General features: G+C 54.6%; 13 protein-coding genes. 9 read left to right on the top strand and 4 right to left on the bottom strand.

From position 1 onward, the window contains the following. Window positions 1–57 precede the first annotated feature (57 nt). Window positions 58–747 carry an adenylyl-sulfate kinase gene (cysC, locus tag KIH39_RS24400; RefSeq protein WP_213496427.1) on the top strand — a complete coding sequence of 230 codons (690 nt, stop codon included), beginning with the start codon at window positions 58–60 and terminating at the stop codon, window positions 745–747. Here cysC and KIH39_RS24395 read toward each other — a convergent pair. Further along, a complete protein-coding gene (locus KIH39_RS24395; protein ID WP_213496425.1) occupies window positions 740–2371 on the bottom strand; it encodes an HTTM domain-containing protein in 1632 nt (543 codons plus the stop codon). The two genes, cysC and KIH39_RS24395, sit on opposite strands and share 8 nt — an antisense overlap. Before the next feature lie 107 nt (window positions 2372–2478). On the opposite strand from KIH39_RS24395, the gene glmM reads away from it, so the two are divergent. From glmM to KIH39_RS24380, 3 genes are all read left to right on the top strand, one after another. Next, complete coding sequence (gene glmM / locus KIH39_RS24390; protein ID WP_213496423.1) at window positions 2479–3834, top strand: phosphoglucosamine mutase; 1356 nt, start codon at window positions 2479–2481, stop codon at window positions 3832–3834. Between the two features lie 26 nt (window positions 3835–3860). Further along, entirely contained in the window at window positions 3861–4529 is a 669-nt protein-coding gene (locus tag KIH39_RS24385) for an O-methyltransferase (protein ID WP_213496421.1), read from the top strand. 92 nt (window positions 4530–4621) lie between these two features. Beyond that, complete coding sequence (locus KIH39_RS24380; protein ID WP_213496412.1) at window positions 4622–4906, top strand: hypothetical protein; 285 nt, start codon at window positions 4622–4624, stop codon at window positions 4904–4906. 115 nt (window positions 4907–5021) lie between these two features. Here the strand turns inward: KIH39_RS24380 and KIH39_RS24375 are convergent, their stop codons facing one another. After that, window positions 5022–9944, bottom strand: coding sequence for a WD40 domain-containing protein (locus tag KIH39_RS24375; RefSeq protein WP_213496410.1), 4923 nt, complete (start codon window positions 9942–9944; stop codon window positions 5022–5024). Window positions 9945–10774: 830 nt separating this feature from the next. Between KIH39_RS24375 and KIH39_RS24370 the strand changes: the two genes are divergently transcribed. Next, window positions 10775–11896, top strand: coding sequence for an alpha/beta hydrolase family protein (locus KIH39_RS24370; protein ID WP_213496408.1), 1122 nt, complete (start codon window positions 10775–10777; stop codon window positions 11894–11896). Window positions 11897–11930: 34 nt separating this feature from the next. Here KIH39_RS24370 and KIH39_RS24365 read toward each other — a convergent pair whose 3' ends face one another. Beyond that, window positions 11931–12383: a M67 family metallopeptidase gene (locus KIH39_RS24365; RefSeq protein ID WP_213496406.1), complete on the bottom strand. Its 453-nt coding sequence runs from the start codon at window positions 12381–12383 to the stop codon at window positions 11931–11933. Between the two features lie 67 nt (window positions 12384–12450). Between KIH39_RS24365 and KIH39_RS24360 the strand changes: the two genes are divergently transcribed. Continuing rightward, the gene (locus KIH39_RS24360) at window positions 12451–13692 is read left to right on the top strand and encodes an argininosuccinate synthase (RefSeq protein ID WP_213496404.1); all 1242 of its coding nucleotides are present in this window, start codon (window positions 12451–12453) and stop codon (window positions 13690–13692) included. Window positions 13693–14187: 495 nt separating this feature from the next. Beyond that, complete coding sequence (locus KIH39_RS24355) at window positions 14188–15084, top strand: hypothetical protein (RefSeq protein ID WP_213496402.1); 897 nt, start codon at window positions 14188–14190, stop codon at window positions 15082–15084. A 98-nt stretch (window positions 15085–15182) separates the two neighbouring features. Here KIH39_RS24355 and KIH39_RS24350 read toward each other — a convergent pair whose 3' ends face one another. Further along, window positions 15183–16649, bottom strand: a complete 1467-nt coding sequence (locus tag KIH39_RS24350) for a Gfo/Idh/MocA family protein (protein WP_213496400.1) — start codon at window positions 16647–16649, stop codon at window positions 15183–15185. Between the two features lie 131 nt (window positions 16650–16780). Between KIH39_RS24350 and KIH39_RS24345 the strand changes: the two genes are divergently transcribed. Further along, complete coding sequence (locus tag KIH39_RS24345; protein WP_213496399.1) at window positions 16781–18442, top strand: ArnT family glycosyltransferase; 1662 nt, start codon at window positions 16781–16783, stop codon at window positions 18440–18442. Between the two features lie 55 nt (window positions 18443–18497). After that, the gene (locus tag KIH39_RS24340; protein ID WP_213496397.1) at window positions 18498–18668 is read left to right on the top strand and encodes a hypothetical protein; all 171 of its coding nucleotides are present in this window, start codon (window positions 18498–18500) and stop codon (window positions 18666–18668) included. Window positions 18669–18695: the final 27 nt, after the last annotated feature.

Here is an 18695-nt window from a genome sequence, read left to right as displayed (position 1 = left end):
GGACAGTGCCTATTTTTGTTTCCGCCTGGGATAAATCGAATAGGAACACGGCAGGATATGAGCGACATTAAGTCTACGCAGATCACCTGGCATTCGGGTACCGTCACTCGCGAAGAACGAGCCAAGCTTCTCAAGCAGACCGGGGCCACGCTTTGGTTCACCGGCCTTTCGGGTTCCGGCAAAAGTACGATTGCCGTCGCCCTGGAACAAGTTCTGATTCAGCGCGGCCATCCGGCCTACGTTCTGGATGGCGATAACATCCGCTTCGGGCTGAACGCCGGTCCGAAAATCCTGATGGATACCCGCAAGTATTCTGAAACTTCCGCCAAGCGCTTCGGTCTGGCATTTTCCGCCGAGGATCGCGAAGAGAACATCCGACGAATCGGTGAGGTTTCCAAGCTTTTCGCCGATTCGGGTCTGATCTGTCTGACCAGTTTCATCAGTCCCTATCGCAAGGATCGGGACGCCGCGCGAGCCATTCACGAGCAGAACAAGTCCGGGGCGATTCCCTTCATCGAAATCTTCGTCGATACCCCCATCGGCACGTGCGAACAGCGCGATCCGAAAGGACTCTACAAGCAGGCTCGTGAAGCTGTGGCGGCTGGAAAGGGAATGGGTTTCACCGGGGTCGACGATCCCTATGAAGCTCCGCTCAAGCCGGAACTGACAATCGACAATTCCAAACTGACGATCGAAGAAAGCGTAGCGGCGATCCTGAATTTTCTTCAGGATCGCAAACTCATTTGAGTTGCTTGTTTTCCATCGTAATCTGATTCACCAGCCGCGGTGCCGGTCGAGAGACACCGGGCGGCAACACCTCATCGAGCATGAAATCGATTTGAATCGTCTTGATGCGCTTCTCCGGTCCCCGATCGGGATGCGCATTCTCCCAGCGAACCGCCAGCCATAAGGCAAACGGCTGGCGAAACTGGTCGAATCTTCCCTGGTAAATATTCAACAGATACTTTCGCCAGCGCCGGTTAATGTAAGTGGCCTGAACCGATTCCGGCTTTTGCAGCGTGACGGGCTGGTCGAGATCCCAGAGATTGACTTCCGTACCATCCAGAAGAATTGCCTTCATCACATACCAGCCATCGTCGGTAGTAGGCTTCGGTGCAAACATGTCCCAATTCTGATCGACGTGCAGTAAGCGGCCGACGACATTCCACGAAAGCGGCATCACCGACTGGCCGATTTTGGGGATCTCCCGAAGATTCCACAAAAGAACGTAAATCCACGTGATCCCCACAAAGATCTTCGCAACTCTTCCCATTTCGAAATACGGCGCTTCGGGCTTCCGAAAATAGGGCCGGAACGCGCGAATTATCGCCTCAATCTGCACTTGTATAGGTTGGACCAACGCCCCGAAAAACGGCACCAGATACTTCCCCGGCCAGCTTTTCGCATCCCAGACGCAGGCCGGAATGAAGGGAATCCAGGCCATGCAGCCAATGAAAGGGAAAATACTCAGGTGCAGCGTCTCCTCCGTGCTCATGTGGAAGCCCCAGAAACCGAGGATCACGGCGATCCGCAGATAGCGATTCCAGAAGGGCAATAAGAGCAGGATCGGCCCCACGAGTTCGAGCCACCACGTGACGAACGTGAGAAATTTGGTCAGCACCAGTTGATGAACCAGCCATTTTCCCAGCCAGGTGGAGAAACATTCGAGCGACATGGCGTAGTACATGGCCGTGTAGTCGCGCGTCCAGACCGCATCGTTCTTCAACACCGCGCCCATGGCATAGACATATCCCACTTGCGTCAGCATGGCGAAGGTCGCGAGATTCAGGACACCAAGAGGGGGTTCCGGTTCGGGACGAAGCCATCGATCCACGCTGAAGCGCATGTTCATCGGCAGGAACAGCCCCCAGAACAACATAACGCGAATGTAGACATCGCCGCCATCGAGGATAATGGGGTTGCGCGATTGCAGTGAACAGAGCATTACGTAACTGACGAGGGCGGACAGCCGGGTTCGATAACCGATCATCAACGAAAAACTGAAAAGTCCGAAGATGCTGAACAACAGAATCTGCCACCAGTTCTGCCCGGACACCATGTGAAGCGAGAGCAGATATTTCAATCCGGTCGTATCGTTCAACTCGTAATTGGCAATTCGCGTCAGCCGGGGCATAACCCCTTCATCGGAATAGAAAGCCTCAAGATCGACAGCGCGCAACACCAGATCGGCCAGTAGAAGTAGCCCCAAGATGATGCGGAATAGACCCAGCGAGCGAGCGTCGATGGCAAACACCTGGATCCAGGAGAACCAGTAAGACGGGCGGGTGGAACTGGCTACAGCCGGCAGGTGTACTGGTGTGGAAGTCGCCACCGGCGTCGGTGCGGGCTTCGTCTTGTGTTTCTTGGCCATGATCTAAAGATTACAACAGATTCTCACTTGCTCAAGCGAATGGTCGGTCAATCTGCTTTCGAATTTGCCCGTACTCGTTTCAATCTCGGAACTCCTATAACTTCTTGATGAGTAATAATTTCCCAGCAGGTCTGATAGTCAGCGTTTCCGGCATTCGCGGACTAATCGGCCAGAACCTATTTCCGTCAGAAGCGTGCCGGTTTGCCGTGGCGCTCGGAACTTACCTGCAGGGCGGCTTGATTCTGGTCTCGCGGGATAGTCGGCCCAGCGGGGACATGCTGCTGCAGGCCGTGGTGGCCGGTTTGCGTTCCACCGGCTGCCGGGTAATTGATATCGGTATCGCCAGCACCCCGACTTGCGGGCTGGCCGTGCGGCACTTTAACGCCATGGGCGCCATTCAAATCACCGCCAGTCATAATCCCTCTCCCTGGAACGGCCTGAAAATGTTCGATGCCGATGGGGCCGTGCTCTCTCCGGAACAAGGCCGCGAAGTTCGCCAGCTTTTTGAGACGGGTAACGCGCGATATGCCAGCTGGGACAAAATCGGCTCCTATGAGAGCAGCCGGGAGCCGCTGGCTCTCCATGCTCAAACCGTTCTGAAACTCGTGGACCTGGATTTGATCCACTCGGCTCACTTTCGAGTGCTGGTCGACGCCAACGGCGGGGCGGGAGGCGAACTCGCTCGACTTTTACTTCAGCAACTGCGATGTGAAATCATCGAAATCGGTTGCGAACCGAACGGACATTTTGCCCACGAGCCGGAACCTATCCCAGCGCATCTGGGGGAGATCGGACCTCAAGTTCCGAGTAGTAAAGCCGCTCTCGGCTTCGTCCTCGATCCGGATGCCGACCGCCTGGCGCTGATCGACGAACGGGGTCAATGCGTTTCCGAAGAAGCCACCTTGGCACTGGCAGTCCGGCACCGGCTGATGCAAAAAGCGGGTCCGGTGGTGATCAATATGTCCACTTCGAAAATGAATGAAGACCTGGCCAAGCAATTTGGACAGATCTGCTATCGCTCGGCCGTCGGGGAAGCGAATGTCGTCAACGGCATTCGCAAGCATCAGGCGGTCATCGGCGGCGAAGGTAACGGCGGCGTCATCGATCCGCGCGTCGGCTGGGTTCGGGATCCTTATGTCGGCATGGCTTTCATTCTCGAGTACCTGGCGAAAACGGGGCAAACCCTTAGCCAGGCCGTCGATTCGCTGCCCAAATACGCGATGTTAAAAACCAAATACGCCGTGGTTCCCGAAAAATTGCAAGCCGCTCTGACTGCCCTAGAATCCCGCTGGCCCGAAGCTCGGGTCGACAAACTGGACGGCCTCCGGCTCGACTGGCCAGACCGCTGGTTGCACGTTCGACCGAGTAATACCGAACCGGTCGTTCGAGCAATCGCGGAAGCCCCGACGGCGGAACAGGCCGAGCAGTTATGCCGGGATGCGGCGAAATCTCTGGGTAAGTAAATAATCTTCAGGCAGGAGTACCGCAAATGACCTCGGAAGTCTGGACGTCCGTCGATCGCTACTTATGCGACACACTCCTTGGTAAAGATTCCCAGATGGAAGAGGTGCTGGCCCGCAGCGCCAACGCCGGCCTCCCTCCCATCAGCGTCACACCGAACCAAGGTAAGATGCTGAATCTGTTCCTACGCATGCTTAATGCCCGCCGGGTTCTGGAAATCGGCACCCTGGGTGGCTACAGCGCCGTCTGGATGGCCCGCGCACTTCCCGAATACGGAAAACTGATTACTCTCGAAGCGGATCCGCACCACGCCGCCGTGGCTCGCGAGAATTTTCAACTCGTCGGGTTCTCGGATCGCATCGAGCTGCGTGAGGGGATAGCGGAAACATCGCTGGCCGAAATCTATGAGGAAGATCCGACTCCGTTCGATCTGATTTTCATCGATGCCGATAAACCGAGCAACCCCGCTTACTTTAAGTGGGCTCTGAAGCTTTCTCACCCCGGCACTCTCATTATTGTCGATAATGTGGTCCGGGCCGGCGAAGTGATCGATCCGGTCAGCTCCGATCCCAGCGTGCAAGGGGTGCGTGCATTGAATGAATTGATCCGACAGGAAAAACGGGTGAGCGCCACCGCGATGCAAACCGTAGGCGAAAAAGGGTATGACGGGTTCGCTCTCATTTTTGTAAATGATTGAGTTGCTATTTCTTTGAAAAAATTGATCGCGATTGACTTCCACCAATATTCGGACAACAATAAGGCAGAGTTGGTAACTTCAGAGGTAGTACGATGTTCAAAATCATTCTGGGTGGTGCGACGGGTCTTGGCTTGCTGGTGACCGGCTATTTCATCTATGAATCGATGATATGCGAATCGGATCTCGGCCCGAGTTGCTGCAAAAAGACGGCTCCGGCGGCTTGTACCGAAACGCAAGCGATCTCGATTTCCTGCTGCGACAGCGAAGCAATTCCGGCCTGCTGTGCCCCTCCGAGCAAAGCCAGTGCGCTGGCGGCCGGGGACAAAAATTCCATCGAAGTGATACCGGTAATGCCAAAGGAAGTAGCAGGGAACTAGTTTAAGCTCCAAGCACTTTCAGAAGCGGAAGAGTCCTTCCGCTTCGAACTTCTCTCGAAAATCTATTTCATAACCATCAATATCAATCTTTGGTTCGCAGTCGATTCTGACTCGCTCAACTCTGTATCGTCTCGATCACACACGGTGCGAAAGCAACCGCATGCACCTTGCGACCTGGGGCCGTGAGGAATAGCCGTTCTTCCCCGCGAGAAAGATCCCAAAGCCCAATGGAGCCGTCCCAAGCCGCGGTGGCCAGGGTCGTTCCATCGCTCGACATTGAAAGCGAACGGATCGAATCTTCGTGCCCGGTCATGGTCTTAATAATCGTACCATCCTCGATATTCCAGAGGATAACATTCTTGTCCCAACTGGAAGATACCGCCCGGCGACCGTCCGGCAGAAACACCACTCCACTGACGGTTGAAGTGTGACCTTTCAGACACGCGAACTCGGCTCCGCCCCCTTCCAGATCCCAGATTCGCACCGTGTTATCCCAACTGCCGGTCGCGAGGAAACGGCCATCCCGACTGAAGGAGACGCAAGTGACGACTTTTTCGTGCCCGCGCAGAGTGTACAATTCCCGACCGGCCAGCAAATCCCAAATCTTGACGGTTTTGTCCCAACTGCCGGAAGCCAGGCACTTACCATCCGGGCTGAAGATCACACAGGAGATCGCCCCCCGGTGATTGAGAAGACTTCCTATGCAGGAGCCGGTAGGAAGATCCCAGAGCCGGATGCTCATGTCCCAACTGCCAGAGGCCAGCGTTCGGCCATCGCGGCTGAAAGCCACCGCATTGATTTCGCCGAAATGCCCTTCGAAAGTGTAGCGCAGAGAACTGGTGGCCACATCCCACAGCCGCATCGATTCATCCGCGGAACCGGTCAGCAACCAGCGGGCATCGGAGGAAAAGGCGACCGCCATCACGTCTCGAGTATGGCCATTCAAAGTGGCGTGCGTCGAGCCATCGGCCAAATCCCAGAGAGTGGTCGCATTATCGGCTCCGGCGCTCGCCAGCAATTGTTTTTCGACCTTCACCAAGGTTTTCGACGGTGCGGCGGGCGGCAGCGCGTGCAGTTCGACTCCCTCTTCATCGACCGGTTCGCCCATCTTCAGTATCGAATCGTCCGGCAATTGGGACAGCGGAATTTCCTCGGCATCGGCGGACCTTTGCGCTGGAATTTCCTTCATCAATTCAATGGCTTCCTGAGTGGCCGGAGCCTTGGGAATTTCCAGGGGACGAATTCGCTTGATCGAATGGACTTTGGAAGCGGAGAACTCATCGGCGATCAATCGAGCCTCCGGGAGCGGCAAGGCCGGGATGGCCATCGAGGGATCGCTATCGTTGACGCGATCGGCCAGAGGGGCCGATTCACCAATCAGTTCCGCAACGGCCGTCGAGGTCACCTCCTTGGCAACGGGGGCGGGTACGTGTTCCGCTATGGCTTCCGGCACAATTTCTGCAACCGGAGCTTCCATCGGTTCGGTGGCTTCCAAGGGTTCCTCAGGCGAGGGCGCTAAGACGCCAGCGATTGGTAGGACGTCCGTCGGCTGATTGTCTTTGTCGGTCGAATTGAAATCGGGCGTCTCCTGTTCGATTGTTTTCGGCAAAGGCGGTAGCTTGAATTCGGGCACGGGTGGCAAATCGAGCTTGAATGTCGATATTTTTTCATCGGAAATTTCCAGAATCTGGCCGCCGTTGAGCGGATCCCAGTTACGAATCGTTCGATCCCAGCTGGAACTGAGAAGTTGCTTGCCGCCGTTGTGAAAAGTCAAACCGGTCACTTCGGCGCGATGTCGGCCGAGCACCCGAATCTGATGGCCGATGAGGGAATTCCAGAGAATAATCCGGCCATCCCAGCCACCCGTAGCGATCATCGACCCTTCGCTGGAAAATTGGATCGCGGAAATCGGTCGATCGTGGCCGGTTAAGGCGAACCATTCCTCCCCGGTGACCGCATCCCAGATTTTGACAATGCCATCTTCTGCCCCACTGGCGAGCGATTGTCCATCGATGGAAAAGGCCAAGGCATGAATTTCCCGATCATGGGCGTTCCATTGCCGGAGAATTTTACCGCTTGCGCTGTCGGCCAGAGTCAACACGCCATCCAAACCGGCGAAAGCCAGTTGTCGACCATCCGGCGAATAGGCCAGTGCCGTCACCGCACTCTGCGGATTGTCGATTTTCAGCAGATTTTCCCGGGTGGTCAAATCCCAAATCACCACCGTTTTGTCACTACTGGCCGAGGCCAGGCGATTCTCCGTCGGCGACACTGCCAACGCCAGCACAGCGGCAGTATGCGCTTGCAGCAAGGCGTCTTCTTTAAAAGATCGGAGATTCCAGATTCGAACCGTGCCATCTTCGCCCGCGCTGACCGCGTGCTTTAGATCAATCAGACAGGTGATGGCGTGCACCGAACCGACATGGCCGACCAGACTCCCCAGACGAGCCCCGGTAGTCGGATTCCAAATATCGATCCTGCCATCGTCACGGGCGGCCAAGGCCGTGTGATCGTCGAGAGTGATGGCCACCGCGTTATAAGCCACCGCTTTCGCAGTCGGCCGAACGGTTTTAATTGGTGTGGGCAAAGGCGGCAGAGCGGGTAACGAACTCGTTCTCGGCTCGACCACCGTGGCCGGTTGCTGCAGTACTGGTTTCTTCTCGGGGAAGAAATCGGGTAGCGGCGGCGGCTTGGGAATTTCGATCTTCGGAGGCTGAATCGAAGATTTCAGCACGCTCGGCCCCATGATATCGGACAGGAGAGGAGTCGACGGAGGGGCGGCCCAGGTCTCTACAATTTCATCCGGCTTGGGCTGTTCCGACAGGGGCACCGGTGCAGGACGACCATTCGGCCTCGGAAGGCCCGGGGGCGTCAACTTCGAAATTTTACTGGGTGGAGGCGTCGGGGCAGTCGGCTTAGCTGGCAGCGGCGGCTGCTCGATGGGAGGAAGATCGATTACGCCTTTGGTGTCCGTAAGAATCGAAGGTATGGGGGCCGGTGTTTCCCGAGGCACATTCGTGGCTTGGGTCGACTTGGCTTCATTGCTGGTTTGTATGGCTAGAGAGGAGAGCATCTTGCCTTGCGTGACATCCCAGATTCGTGCCGTGCGGTCCAGGCTGCACGAGGCGAGTCGATTTCCGTCCGGAGCAAATGCCACCCCGGTGATGACGCCTTCGTGACCCTGCATCGTGTAGCGCAGTGATCCGCTGGCCACATCCCAGATGCGAATCGTGCGATCCCAACTGGTCGAGGCGAGGTATTTTCCATCCGGCGAGAAGGAAATTGCGGTCACTTCCCCGGTATGGCCGCGTAGCACATACAGCTCTTTATTGCGATCGAGATCCCAGAGGCGAACTGTATGATCGAGACTTCCCGAGGCGATCCATTGAGCATCGGGCGAGAAGGCCACACAGGTCACGTCACCGGTATGTCCTTTCAAGACAACCGGTGTACCGCCGACGCGCGGCCACAGTCGCAAAGTTTTGTCCCAGCTGCCGGAGGCCGTCAGCTGGTTATCGGAACTGACGGCGACGCAAGTCACCATCCGCTGGTGTCCCTGCAGCACGGCTACGGCTTGACCGTTCAATTGCCAGAGCCGAACGCTCTTGTCCCAGCCGCCGCTGGCGATCATTTCATCCTGGCTGGCAAACACGACTGAGGTAACGACGCCGGAGTGCCCTTTGCACAGTGAAACCTGCTGGCCGGTTTTGATGTTCCAGAGCCGGACGGTCTTATCCCAACTGGCGGAAGCGATCAATTCCCCACTGTGCGAGAATGCGACAGAACTCACCACGCCGGTGTGGCCGCGCAGTGTCTGGAGTTCTGCGCCGCTGGCGACATCCCAAAGTTTGACAGTCTTATCCCAGCTGGCGGTTGCCAGCGATCGACCATCGGGAGAAAAGGCAATGAACGTCACATCGCCGATATGCCCCCGACTACCGGGATTTTTCTCGGTCACCCCGTTGGTATCAGAATTCTTCACAGTAATATCCTTCCTCTGCACGGTCTCAGAAGTCGCTCCGGCGGGAATATGCATTTCAATTTTCGGTAAGCGGGCAGTGTCCTGCAGGCCTTCGAGAGAAGAGCCCTTCGGGAGGTGGTCATCGTACACGGGCATCTTGCCGGCCGGGCGATCCATTGTACCAGATAGAGATTGATAAATCTGATCGACGGGCGCTCCCAGCAAAGCCCGCACTTCCGCACTCGTGATCTGGCTGGGGGCGGCAATGACCGGTTTGATCCTGGAAACCTGACTCAAACCGATCCCGGTTACAGGTATATGGGAGAAAAGATCGACCACATCCTGTTCGGAAGCGATCAAACCGAGGGTCTGTGCCAGAGCCGCATATTGCGTCGAGGCAGGAGTTTGCGGATTCACCACCAGCACTGGCTTGCCCAGCACACTGGCTCGGCCCACTTCGGGATCGAACGGAATGGCATGGGGCAGGAGAGAGCGGTTGAAGCAGCGACGAAGTTCCGTTTCCCAGGAGCCGCCCAGCGGTTCACCCGGCGGCAAAGTGAGTACAATGCCGCAGACATTCACGTCCACGCCGGTATCCTGCACCGCCCGAACGATGGTCAAAAAGGTGGGAACGGCCCGGAACGCCATCGGTTCCGCGCGAATCACCAGCATCAGATCATCGACATTTTCGATCAATTGGCGGAGTTGAACCGAGCCAATTGTGGGGGTGATATCGATGAGAATCCAATCGTACCCCTGAAAGGGGGGAGTTCGCAAAAGCTTGAGATATTCGAAGAGAGTATGGTAAGGAGAATTTGGATCTCCATAAGGAGTGCTGACATCCAGACCGGGAACGATGTTCCGCCAGATCGGGGCCTCGCTTTCGGCTCCGATGGAATGCAAACGTTCGGCCCTATCATGCGGACTCAGCGCTAGCGCATGTTGAATCGAAGCCAATGGATCAGCATCGACGAGCAGTACTTTCCCACCAGAGAGGGCGGTTGCGGCACCCAAATTAATGGCCGCGGTTGTCTTGCCGACACCCCCCTTTTGGCTCGCAATCAACAATTTCCGCACAGCGTACTCTGTTTATCCGAGGAACACCGAATCTCGTGCAGTTTCAAAAAAATATTCCGCAAAAGGCAATTATGACAAATTGTATGACCTAACTCAACGAAATCTGTCGTATTTAGCGGTCCGGTAAACTCTGTCGGGCCTGCTGGTTGGTACGTTCCTATTGTAACGGCCCTAACCGGCTCTAGTCGGCGGCGTTCACTTCGCTCTTCAGACCAGGAAATCGACTGAGATTGTTAATTGTGGGGAATATTCTAAAGGAGGAGGACGAGACTGGTGCGCCTCTCATGGCTCGCTCACAAATGATGCTTTGCAGGGCAGCTCTTGCCCAGTCCGTAGGCAGTAGTAAGTCAGAATTTGATGAAGAAGAAAGAATCTTAAGCGGCTTAGGAAGAAAAAAATTAAGCCGTAAGTAGTTTTAGTGCCACTACTTACGGCTATGGAGAGGTGGATTTGGGGTGTTGAAATATTAGTTTGGCACACCAGGTGCAATAAGTATTTCAACTTGAAAAAACTTGCTATCCGGACTGACTGGCCATGGGAGAGGTGGTACAACGGTTCGGGTAGCTGTTTTTTTATCTAGATATGTTCTCGCCTGTTTGTAAAGACCTGTCAAGCGCAATTTCCAACAATTGAGAATTTAAAAGCGAAATAACTGACAATTTCGATGCGATCCGCTATAGGTTTCCAACGCTTTGTCCGCGCCCTTCAATTTCACACTTCTGCCAGAAACTTCCAAGATATTCTTCAGACAAACGATCTCAAATCCGCAATGGTTGGTTAGAATAGAAATAACAATATCTGTTTCCTGCCACACCGCCGGAGTTCTCTCCATGCGATTCGGTTTCAAAAAACCAGTCCTGTTGGCCCTGTTTTTGGGCATGTTTACTTGTTTGGATTCGCAAGTTCTTCAAGCGCAAACGAAAGACGGCACCAACTCCAAACCCAAATACGAGGATGTCTCGTTCCTGACCGTGGATGGGCTCCGACTTTTCGGGAACTGGTATCGAGGCAATAAGGGCAAGAACTCGGATGCGGTGATGCTGCTTCCCAACTTCAAAGGGGAAGTTGCCAAGGGGGAATGGAACACCCTGGCGGAAGCGCTGCAGGCCGAAGGATTTTCCGTATTAGCCTTCGATTTCCGGGGCCATGGCAAAAGCAAGAGCATCAAGACTTTCGAAGAACCCAAACGCTACGTCGATGTCTACTCCTTCCCCTGGAACAAACTGGCCGGCGTCTCACAGATGACCAATCCTCTGGGATTGAAATCGATTGATGCGACCAAATTCAATTCCGCCATTTATCCCTATCTGGTGAATGACATTGCCGCGGCTCGCAAATTCATCGATAACCGGAACGATGCGGGCGAGTGCAACTCGGGACGCATCAGCGTGATCGGCGATCGCGATTCCTGCGGACTGGGCATGGCCTGGATGGGAACGGAATTTAAACGCATCGCCATTTACCCCAAGAACACCTTCGATATCGCACCTTACAACCACTATGGTAGCAAGGATCTCGTTGCCGGTGTCTGGCTCTCCTATCGTAACGGACCCGGGGGCACCCTCACCGTCGTCAATAACGCCATCCAGGCGGATAACGTCGCTCGTGAAATCATCAAGGATAAGGTCAGCATGGCCTTCATCTATGGCGATGGCGACCGGGAATCTCAGAGCATGGCTCGCAAGTGGTTCGATAAATGGGGCATTCCAAATACCGCCACGGATGATCCTCGGATTGCCAAATACATGATCGAAGTGAAAAATGGCAAATCCCTGCTCGGCATCAACCTCTGCGATCCGTCAAAAAATCTCGACACGATCAAGATCATCGTCGAATTCATGGTAAAAACCCAGAAAAAACAGCTGGCGGGTAGCGATTGGGTTCAACGCAACGCCAACACCGACGTTCCCATGAAAACATCGCTCGATATTTACGGCCTGCGCAATCCCTAATTTTTAACGATTCGATTTTCCGGGGCGGCACCGATCACACTATCGGGTCGCCCCAGTCCATTTCGGCTTCGTCGTATCCCGTTTCGAGCAGCCACCAACTCCGGGCTAACCACTGCCGTTCCACTCGACCTAGAATCAGATGTTGCACTTGGTCGCCGTAGAAATTATTGGCCAGATCGAACCGGCTGGGAATCGGCGGACTCGTGGGGTGAGAGTGATAAATGGCTACCAGTTCCCACTTTCGTCGCCGCATTTCTTTCATCGCCGCGAACAGGCTAGAGGGTTCCGACTCGAATCGTATCGGCGAATTGAGTTGATTGGTCAGCTCAAAATGCCGCGAAATCTCGATGATTTCGGCCTCACCCGGCCGTACTGCGTCGTCCGCCGCCAGTAAACCGCAGCATTCGCTGGGAAGCTCCCTCTCCGCCTGAGCCACGATTTCTTGAACGATCGCGAATGGTATCCGCATCCTGAACCGTTTGAACATGTTCGACTTCCCCCGATACGCATACGATACCCGTAAGATATTTTCCTCAAGAACCGAGATTTAGGCGATGGCAGAAAAAATCATTTTGGCTTACTCCGGCGGGTTGGACACGTCCGTCATGGTCCCCTGGATTAAGGAAAAATATGGCTACGACGTGGTGACCTACACCTGCGATCTGGGCCAGGGAGACGACATTCAGAAGATCAAAGCGAAAGCATTGAAGACCGGTGCTGTGGACGCCGTCGCCGAAGATGCCCGCAAGCTTTTCGTCGATCACTTCGTATTCCCGGCCATTCAAGCAGGTGCCCTTTACGAACACAAATACCCCTTGGCGACGGCTCTGGGCCGACCTTTGATCGCCAAGCTGATGGTCGATACGGCCCGCAAATACAACGCCAAGGCCGTGGCACACGGCTGTACCGGAAAAGGCAACGATCAGGTCCGCTTCGATGTGACCTTCCAGACGCTGGCCCCCGACTTGAAGATAGTGGCCCCGGTTCGCGAATGGAGCATGACTCGACCGGAAGCTCTGAGATTCGCCAAGGAGCATAACATTCCCGTGGAAGCCACGGTTGAAAGCCCCTATTCGATCGATCAAAACTTATTCGGCCGCAGCTGCGAAGCCGGCGTGCTGGAAGATCCCTGGGATGAACCCCCCGCCGAAGCGTTCAATTGGACCACCGACCCGACTAAAGCTCCCAACGAGCCGGAATACCTCGAATTGGAATTCAAGCACGGCGTCCCAGTCGCCATGAACGGCGTGAAAATGGACGGCGCCGACCTGATCGAAAAGCTGAACGTCATCGCCGGCAAGCACGGCGTCGGCCGGATCGATCACGTGGAAAACCGACTGGTGGGTATCAAGAGCCGGGAACTGTACGAAGCACCCGCCGCCGTGGTGCTACATGAAGCGCATCGCGAAATCGAATCGCTCTGTTTATCCAAGCAGGCCAGCCGCTTCAAGACGATCGTCTCGCAGGAATACGCCGACCTGATTTATAACGGTCTCTGGTTCAGTGCCTACCACCAGGATTTGTACGCGTTCGTCGACAGCAACCAGCGTTTTGTGGATGGCTTCGCTCGGGTGAAGCTGTTCAAAGGCAAGGCCACCGTGGTCGGCCGCAAGAGCGATAACAGCCTTTACAGCAAGAAACTGGCCACTTACGACGAAGGCTCTTCGTACGATCAATCGGCCGCTCAGGGTTTCATCAAGATTCACGGGCTCAGCCAGACGACGCAGGCCAATCGGCAGCTACTTAAGGGAGGTCGAAGCTTCGATCTGCCGGGAATCGCCGAAGGTAAGAAGTAATTCCGAAGATAGGCTTGAGAGAGCAACCGACCGGTTGCTCTCTCGCTCACAACCTGAAGTCTTGCGATCTATCATCTCGATTAGCTCTTCTCAAATCGCTCGAAAAATGCAAATTTGCCGCTGATCTGCACATTTTCTAAAATTTTGACAAATAAATCTCTGACCTTCCATGCGTTAAGGTCTCGGTTTAGCCCCCCTCTCCTCCTTTTAGGAAACTGAATCATGATTCACTCGAAAATTTTACGCCGATTTGGATTACAGTTAGGAATCGTTTCTTTGTTCGCCCTCGGATGTAACAAGGGTGCTAACCACCCTCCGTCAGATCCATCCGCTGATTCTTCTAAACCGGAAAGTGTTGTTCGCTCCAATAATACCAACCCGATTCCTAGGCAGGAACAGACCACAGCGAACAATGCCCCCGACCCGGCCGAGGCTTTTTACTCAGAGGGTTTAAATGAAGCGTTCTCTCCTCGCAATGTCCTATCCAGTATTCCCATGCGACCGCGCAAGGGCGATATTGTCTATCGCCTTTCCAACCCCAGGACGGAGCCAATTGGTAAAAAACCCTATCCTTTTTTATCGGTGAATTACGAACGGCTCACCGACGGGGAATATGGCGGCCAGTCGTTGATCATCCGAGACAGCAATGGCAATGAGCAGACGATTTTGATTTTCGGCGGCATGAATGACCGGGCGGGCGTTCTCGAAATTAAATTGGGTTTCGGACCGCGACAGCAGATTCCCAAAGATTGCGAAATGTATTTCACTCGACAGGAAAATCGCTATCCGGATGGTTTCCGACCCACCTTCAAAGTCTCGAATTCGGTAACCATCGGAACCCCGAAATTGGGACTGACGCTCGCTCGGCCCTGGACGGATAAGGAATTGGCCGTTCTGAAAAATCCGCCCCCCGAAGGACCAAAAGTGAATGCCAATCCCACGGTGGGTGAGGACACGGCCCTGGTAGGCGAGAAGAATGCCGCTTCCTTCCGCTATGCCGAGCCCGGCAAAAAGGTAATTGGCGTCGAATATTGGACCGGCCAGTGGGCCAACGAACCTTGCCTGGCCCGTTTGACACCAATTTACGATACCAAACAACCGACCGATGGCGTTTCGAAACGGGTGCTCTCTCGGGAAGGCTATGCAGTGGGTGGGATGACGGTTCGATCCAAAACTTTCGTCAATGCCGTACAACTGATCTTTATGAAGATCAAAGCCGATGGAAGTTTGGACCCCGCCGACAACTACACCAGCGAATGGCTGGGAGTCGAGGTGAACGGAGCCAAAGAAACTAAACTGGGAGGAACGGGACGGGCTGTGATCGGCATTCACTGCAAGCAGGGTGCGATCCTGAACTCGGTCGGTCTGGTATTAGATAACGGCCGAAAATAGTTTGGCAGAGAGAACGAGTCTTCGTCCATCGAGCGTAAGGCGCGATGGATATTTTCCTGCGAAATGATTTGGTTTTTCCGAAATTCCAAAAGCTGAACCTAACCGATAGGCTTGGCCGGATCGATTCCATTTTTCCAATCGCCGGCCAGCTTCATATACTCGGGAGGTTGCAGATCGGTCAGCTTTCGGGTGGAGGTTTTGGCTCTCGCTTCCGTGGCCAGACTCACTTTTCGGTTTTCACTATCCCAGGCCAGCATTTGCCCTGTCTTCAAGCTCTCCGCTGCCATTAAGGCGACGATACCGGCGGTTCCCGCTAGATCTGGCGGACAAAGAGTCTCTTTAGATTGAGTTCGAACGCATTCGAGGAAGTGCTGCCACATCGCCAGCGTTTCATTTCCCGGCTTGTTAATGGCAATAGCTTCCGTCGGCGCGACTGGCCGATCTCCCAAACGATTGGGATTCTTCGAACTTCGCGGATCTTCAGCGAAAAGATCCAGCCCTCGGGAAGTAAACCGAATCGCCCCGAATCGGCCGCGGATGATTTCCTCGTTCGGATAAGATCCTATCGAGCAGGCCGTAGCGGTAAGCTGGCAACCTTCCTCGAAATCGACAACCAGCGTTGCCAGATCGGGAATCTCGCGGCCGTCATGTTCCAGAAATAGCCCACCCAGACCGGCCACCCGGCGCGGCATTTTGACGTTCATCGCCAGCATCATGCGGGCAATCTGCGGCTGCAATAAATCGACAAATGGCCCGGAACCAAAGGCTTCGTAACAGCGCCACTGAGCGAACTTGGCACGGTCGAATGGCATATTCTCTTTGCCAGTGAAGCGAGGCCAGTCAATCGTGCCCGGGGTCATCTCCTCGACGAGTCGATAGTAGCGACCGTAGCCGCGAATATCATTGCGGAAGAAGTGCGTCTGAGCCTGAGCCACATGTCCGAGTCGACCACTTTGAATCAATTCTCGAGCTTTAAGCCAGGACGGATCGGAAAGTGTCTGCAGGCCGACGTTCACCGGAACATTGGCTTTTGCCAGAGTATCGAGAATGGAAACCGTTTCGGAAACCGTTCGGGCGAGTGGCCGTTCGCAGTAGACGGATTTTCCCGCACTAACGGCATCGAGAACCATCCGGGCATGCCAGTGATCGGGCGTCGAGATGCAAACCGTATCGACTTCGGGGAGATCGAGCAAGCGGCGATAGTCCTTGGTGACTCGCCGGCGATCCTTGGGATCGAGCCCCGCTTTTCGCGCGGTGGGAATCAAACCCTGCAGGTATTTTCGCCGGGATTTTTGCCCGCCGATGTTCTGCTCGTATTCTTCTTCGAGCCCGTTCCACACATCGCAGACGCCCGCGATCGTCAGATTCTGGCCTTCGCGAGCCAGCCGCTGAATGATGTCGATATGCGCCTGACCCCGACCTCCGCAGCCTAAAAAAGCAATATTGATGCGTTCGTTGCTGCCCGAAACCCGCCCATAGCTGACGGCGGATAACGCCAAAGCTGAACCGGCGGCCGTTGTCTGCCGGAGGAAACCACGTCGATCAAAAGCGGAGGATTGCGTCATAATTTTATTTTAATTGATGAAACGAAGCTTGTATCGTTTTTTGGAGCCTCTTTCAGGCTTTAATCGGTTTCGTAGCATACTTTCATTGACGAAACCTCGCTCACTCAAGTTCCGCTAGGGATCGGATTCCCATGAAATTTGCAGGGATAGTAATCGGAATAGTCGCACTTTCCGCCGTGCTCTACCTAGGCCGGCTGGGTGATCGGGGCGTGATTTCCGAGGAATTGCGCTGGGCCGAAGTGGCTCGGGAAATGGACCTCACTGGTAATTATTTCTGGCCGACGATCGACGGAAAGCTCTACTACGACAAACCGCTCGGCTCCTACTGGCTGGTTCTGGCGGCCGCAAAAATCCCCGGCGAAGTGAACGAACTGGCCGCCCGCCTTCCCGCGGCAATCAGCGGGTTGATCAGCTTGGTCATTGTAATGTTGCTCGCCCGTCGACTCTACGATGAACGCACGGCCATTTGGGCCGGCGTGATTTTGGCCACCAGTTATGGTTTCGTTTTTTATTCCCGCCGGGCGACCGCCGATCTGGAAACACTGACCGGAGTTTTACTCGCCTACATGCTCTATGCCTGGAATCCTCACCAGCCGCGGTTCTGGAAAATCGTATTACTCTGGGTGATTATGGCCTGCACTTCGCAGACCAAGGGGTTACTCGGCTTCGCTCTGCCTGGCCTTTTGCTTCTGGTACACCACTTTGTTTCCGAAATCAAAACCACGACGAGAACCGGGTGGCGAAAATATCTCTCTTTTCAATGCATTAATCCCTGGTTTTGGAATAGGGCCACTTTCCTCACTTTTCCGCTCGGCTTGGCCATTTTTCTTACGCCCTTCATGATTTCCTCGATGCAGAATCCGCAGAGCGATGGCCTGGCTCTGCTCTATCGCGAAAACCTCAAACGATTCTTTTCGCCGCACAACCACACGGGGCCGATCTATCTGTACGTGGGGGTGATTTTCGTCATCTTCGCTCCCTGGTCGCTCTTTTTAATTCCCGGGCTCTGGCAGATTCATCGACGTTCGGATTCCGATAGTCGGCAAGCGGAATCCGATTTACTCACCAAGTGCTATTTCTGGACGATATTCATTTTCTTCACTCTCTCCGCATCGAGGCGGAGCTACTATCTCCTGCCGATATTACCGGCCGCTGCGTTGATGTCAGCCCGGTTTTTTGCCACACCTGAGCCACTTCTGAGCCCCGCCGTGCGGATTATGAAACGTATCGGCATCCTTCTCTTTTCAATCGTGGTGCTTTTGGCCGGGGCCGTGCTGCTGCCCTGGCGCGATTATGTGAAGGCGCCCTATAACCAACTTCCCGAGTTGCCGATGCAAGCTCTGTTCGGGATCGGCTGGGCGCTCAGCGTAGTGGTGGGAATCTTTCTGCTGTTCAAACGGCGAACGATCATGGTTTGGCTGACCGGAGTACTTTACCTGGGTCTGGGGTATCTGTTTCTTTTCGCACTACCGCAGTTCGAGGAGGAACGGGGCCGTAAGACACTGGCGCAGGAGGTTCGAAAAACCATTGAAGACGAGCCAGATCGGCTGGTCTTGTACTCCTCTCGGGACATCGTCTTCGATCTGAAATTGGATCATCCGATCCCGGATGCCGATGTGCCGGAGGAACTAGAGGAACTGCTGAAAAATCGCCAGCCTAAATGGCTCATCATTCCCCGCAAAAAGCTTTCCGATTTGAAGTATCCCTACCGAATTCTGGCCGAGGAGAAGAGCCACGAATGGGAAACCGCCGTTCAGCACGGGCTGAAGCTACTGCTATTGGAGTTGCAATAACAGTGAAATCGAGGCAAGATAGGCAGCGGCAACAAGCTGATTGGAGGAGCGGTCCATGTCCAAATTCGATGCTGATGATCCCAAGCTGCAGAATTTTTTGAAATCCCTGGTTCGCACGGCGATCAATGCGGGGATTTACTCGCTGGTTCGAAAAATGGGCACGATGTGGCTGGTGATCATGCTGGCTCTCGCCATTGGTTTGGTTATCTACTTCAGATGGTATTAACAAAATAGGCGTCCTGAAAACTCAGAA

The sequence above is a fragment of the Telmatocola sphagniphila genome (assembly GCF_018398935.1).
Taxonomy (GTDB): domain Bacteria; phylum Planctomycetota; class Planctomycetia; order Gemmatales; family Gemmataceae; genus Telmatocola; species Telmatocola sphagniphila.
The sequence above is the reverse complement of the archived record's forward strand: the minus strand, read 5'-3'. Positions and strand labels throughout refer to the sequence as shown.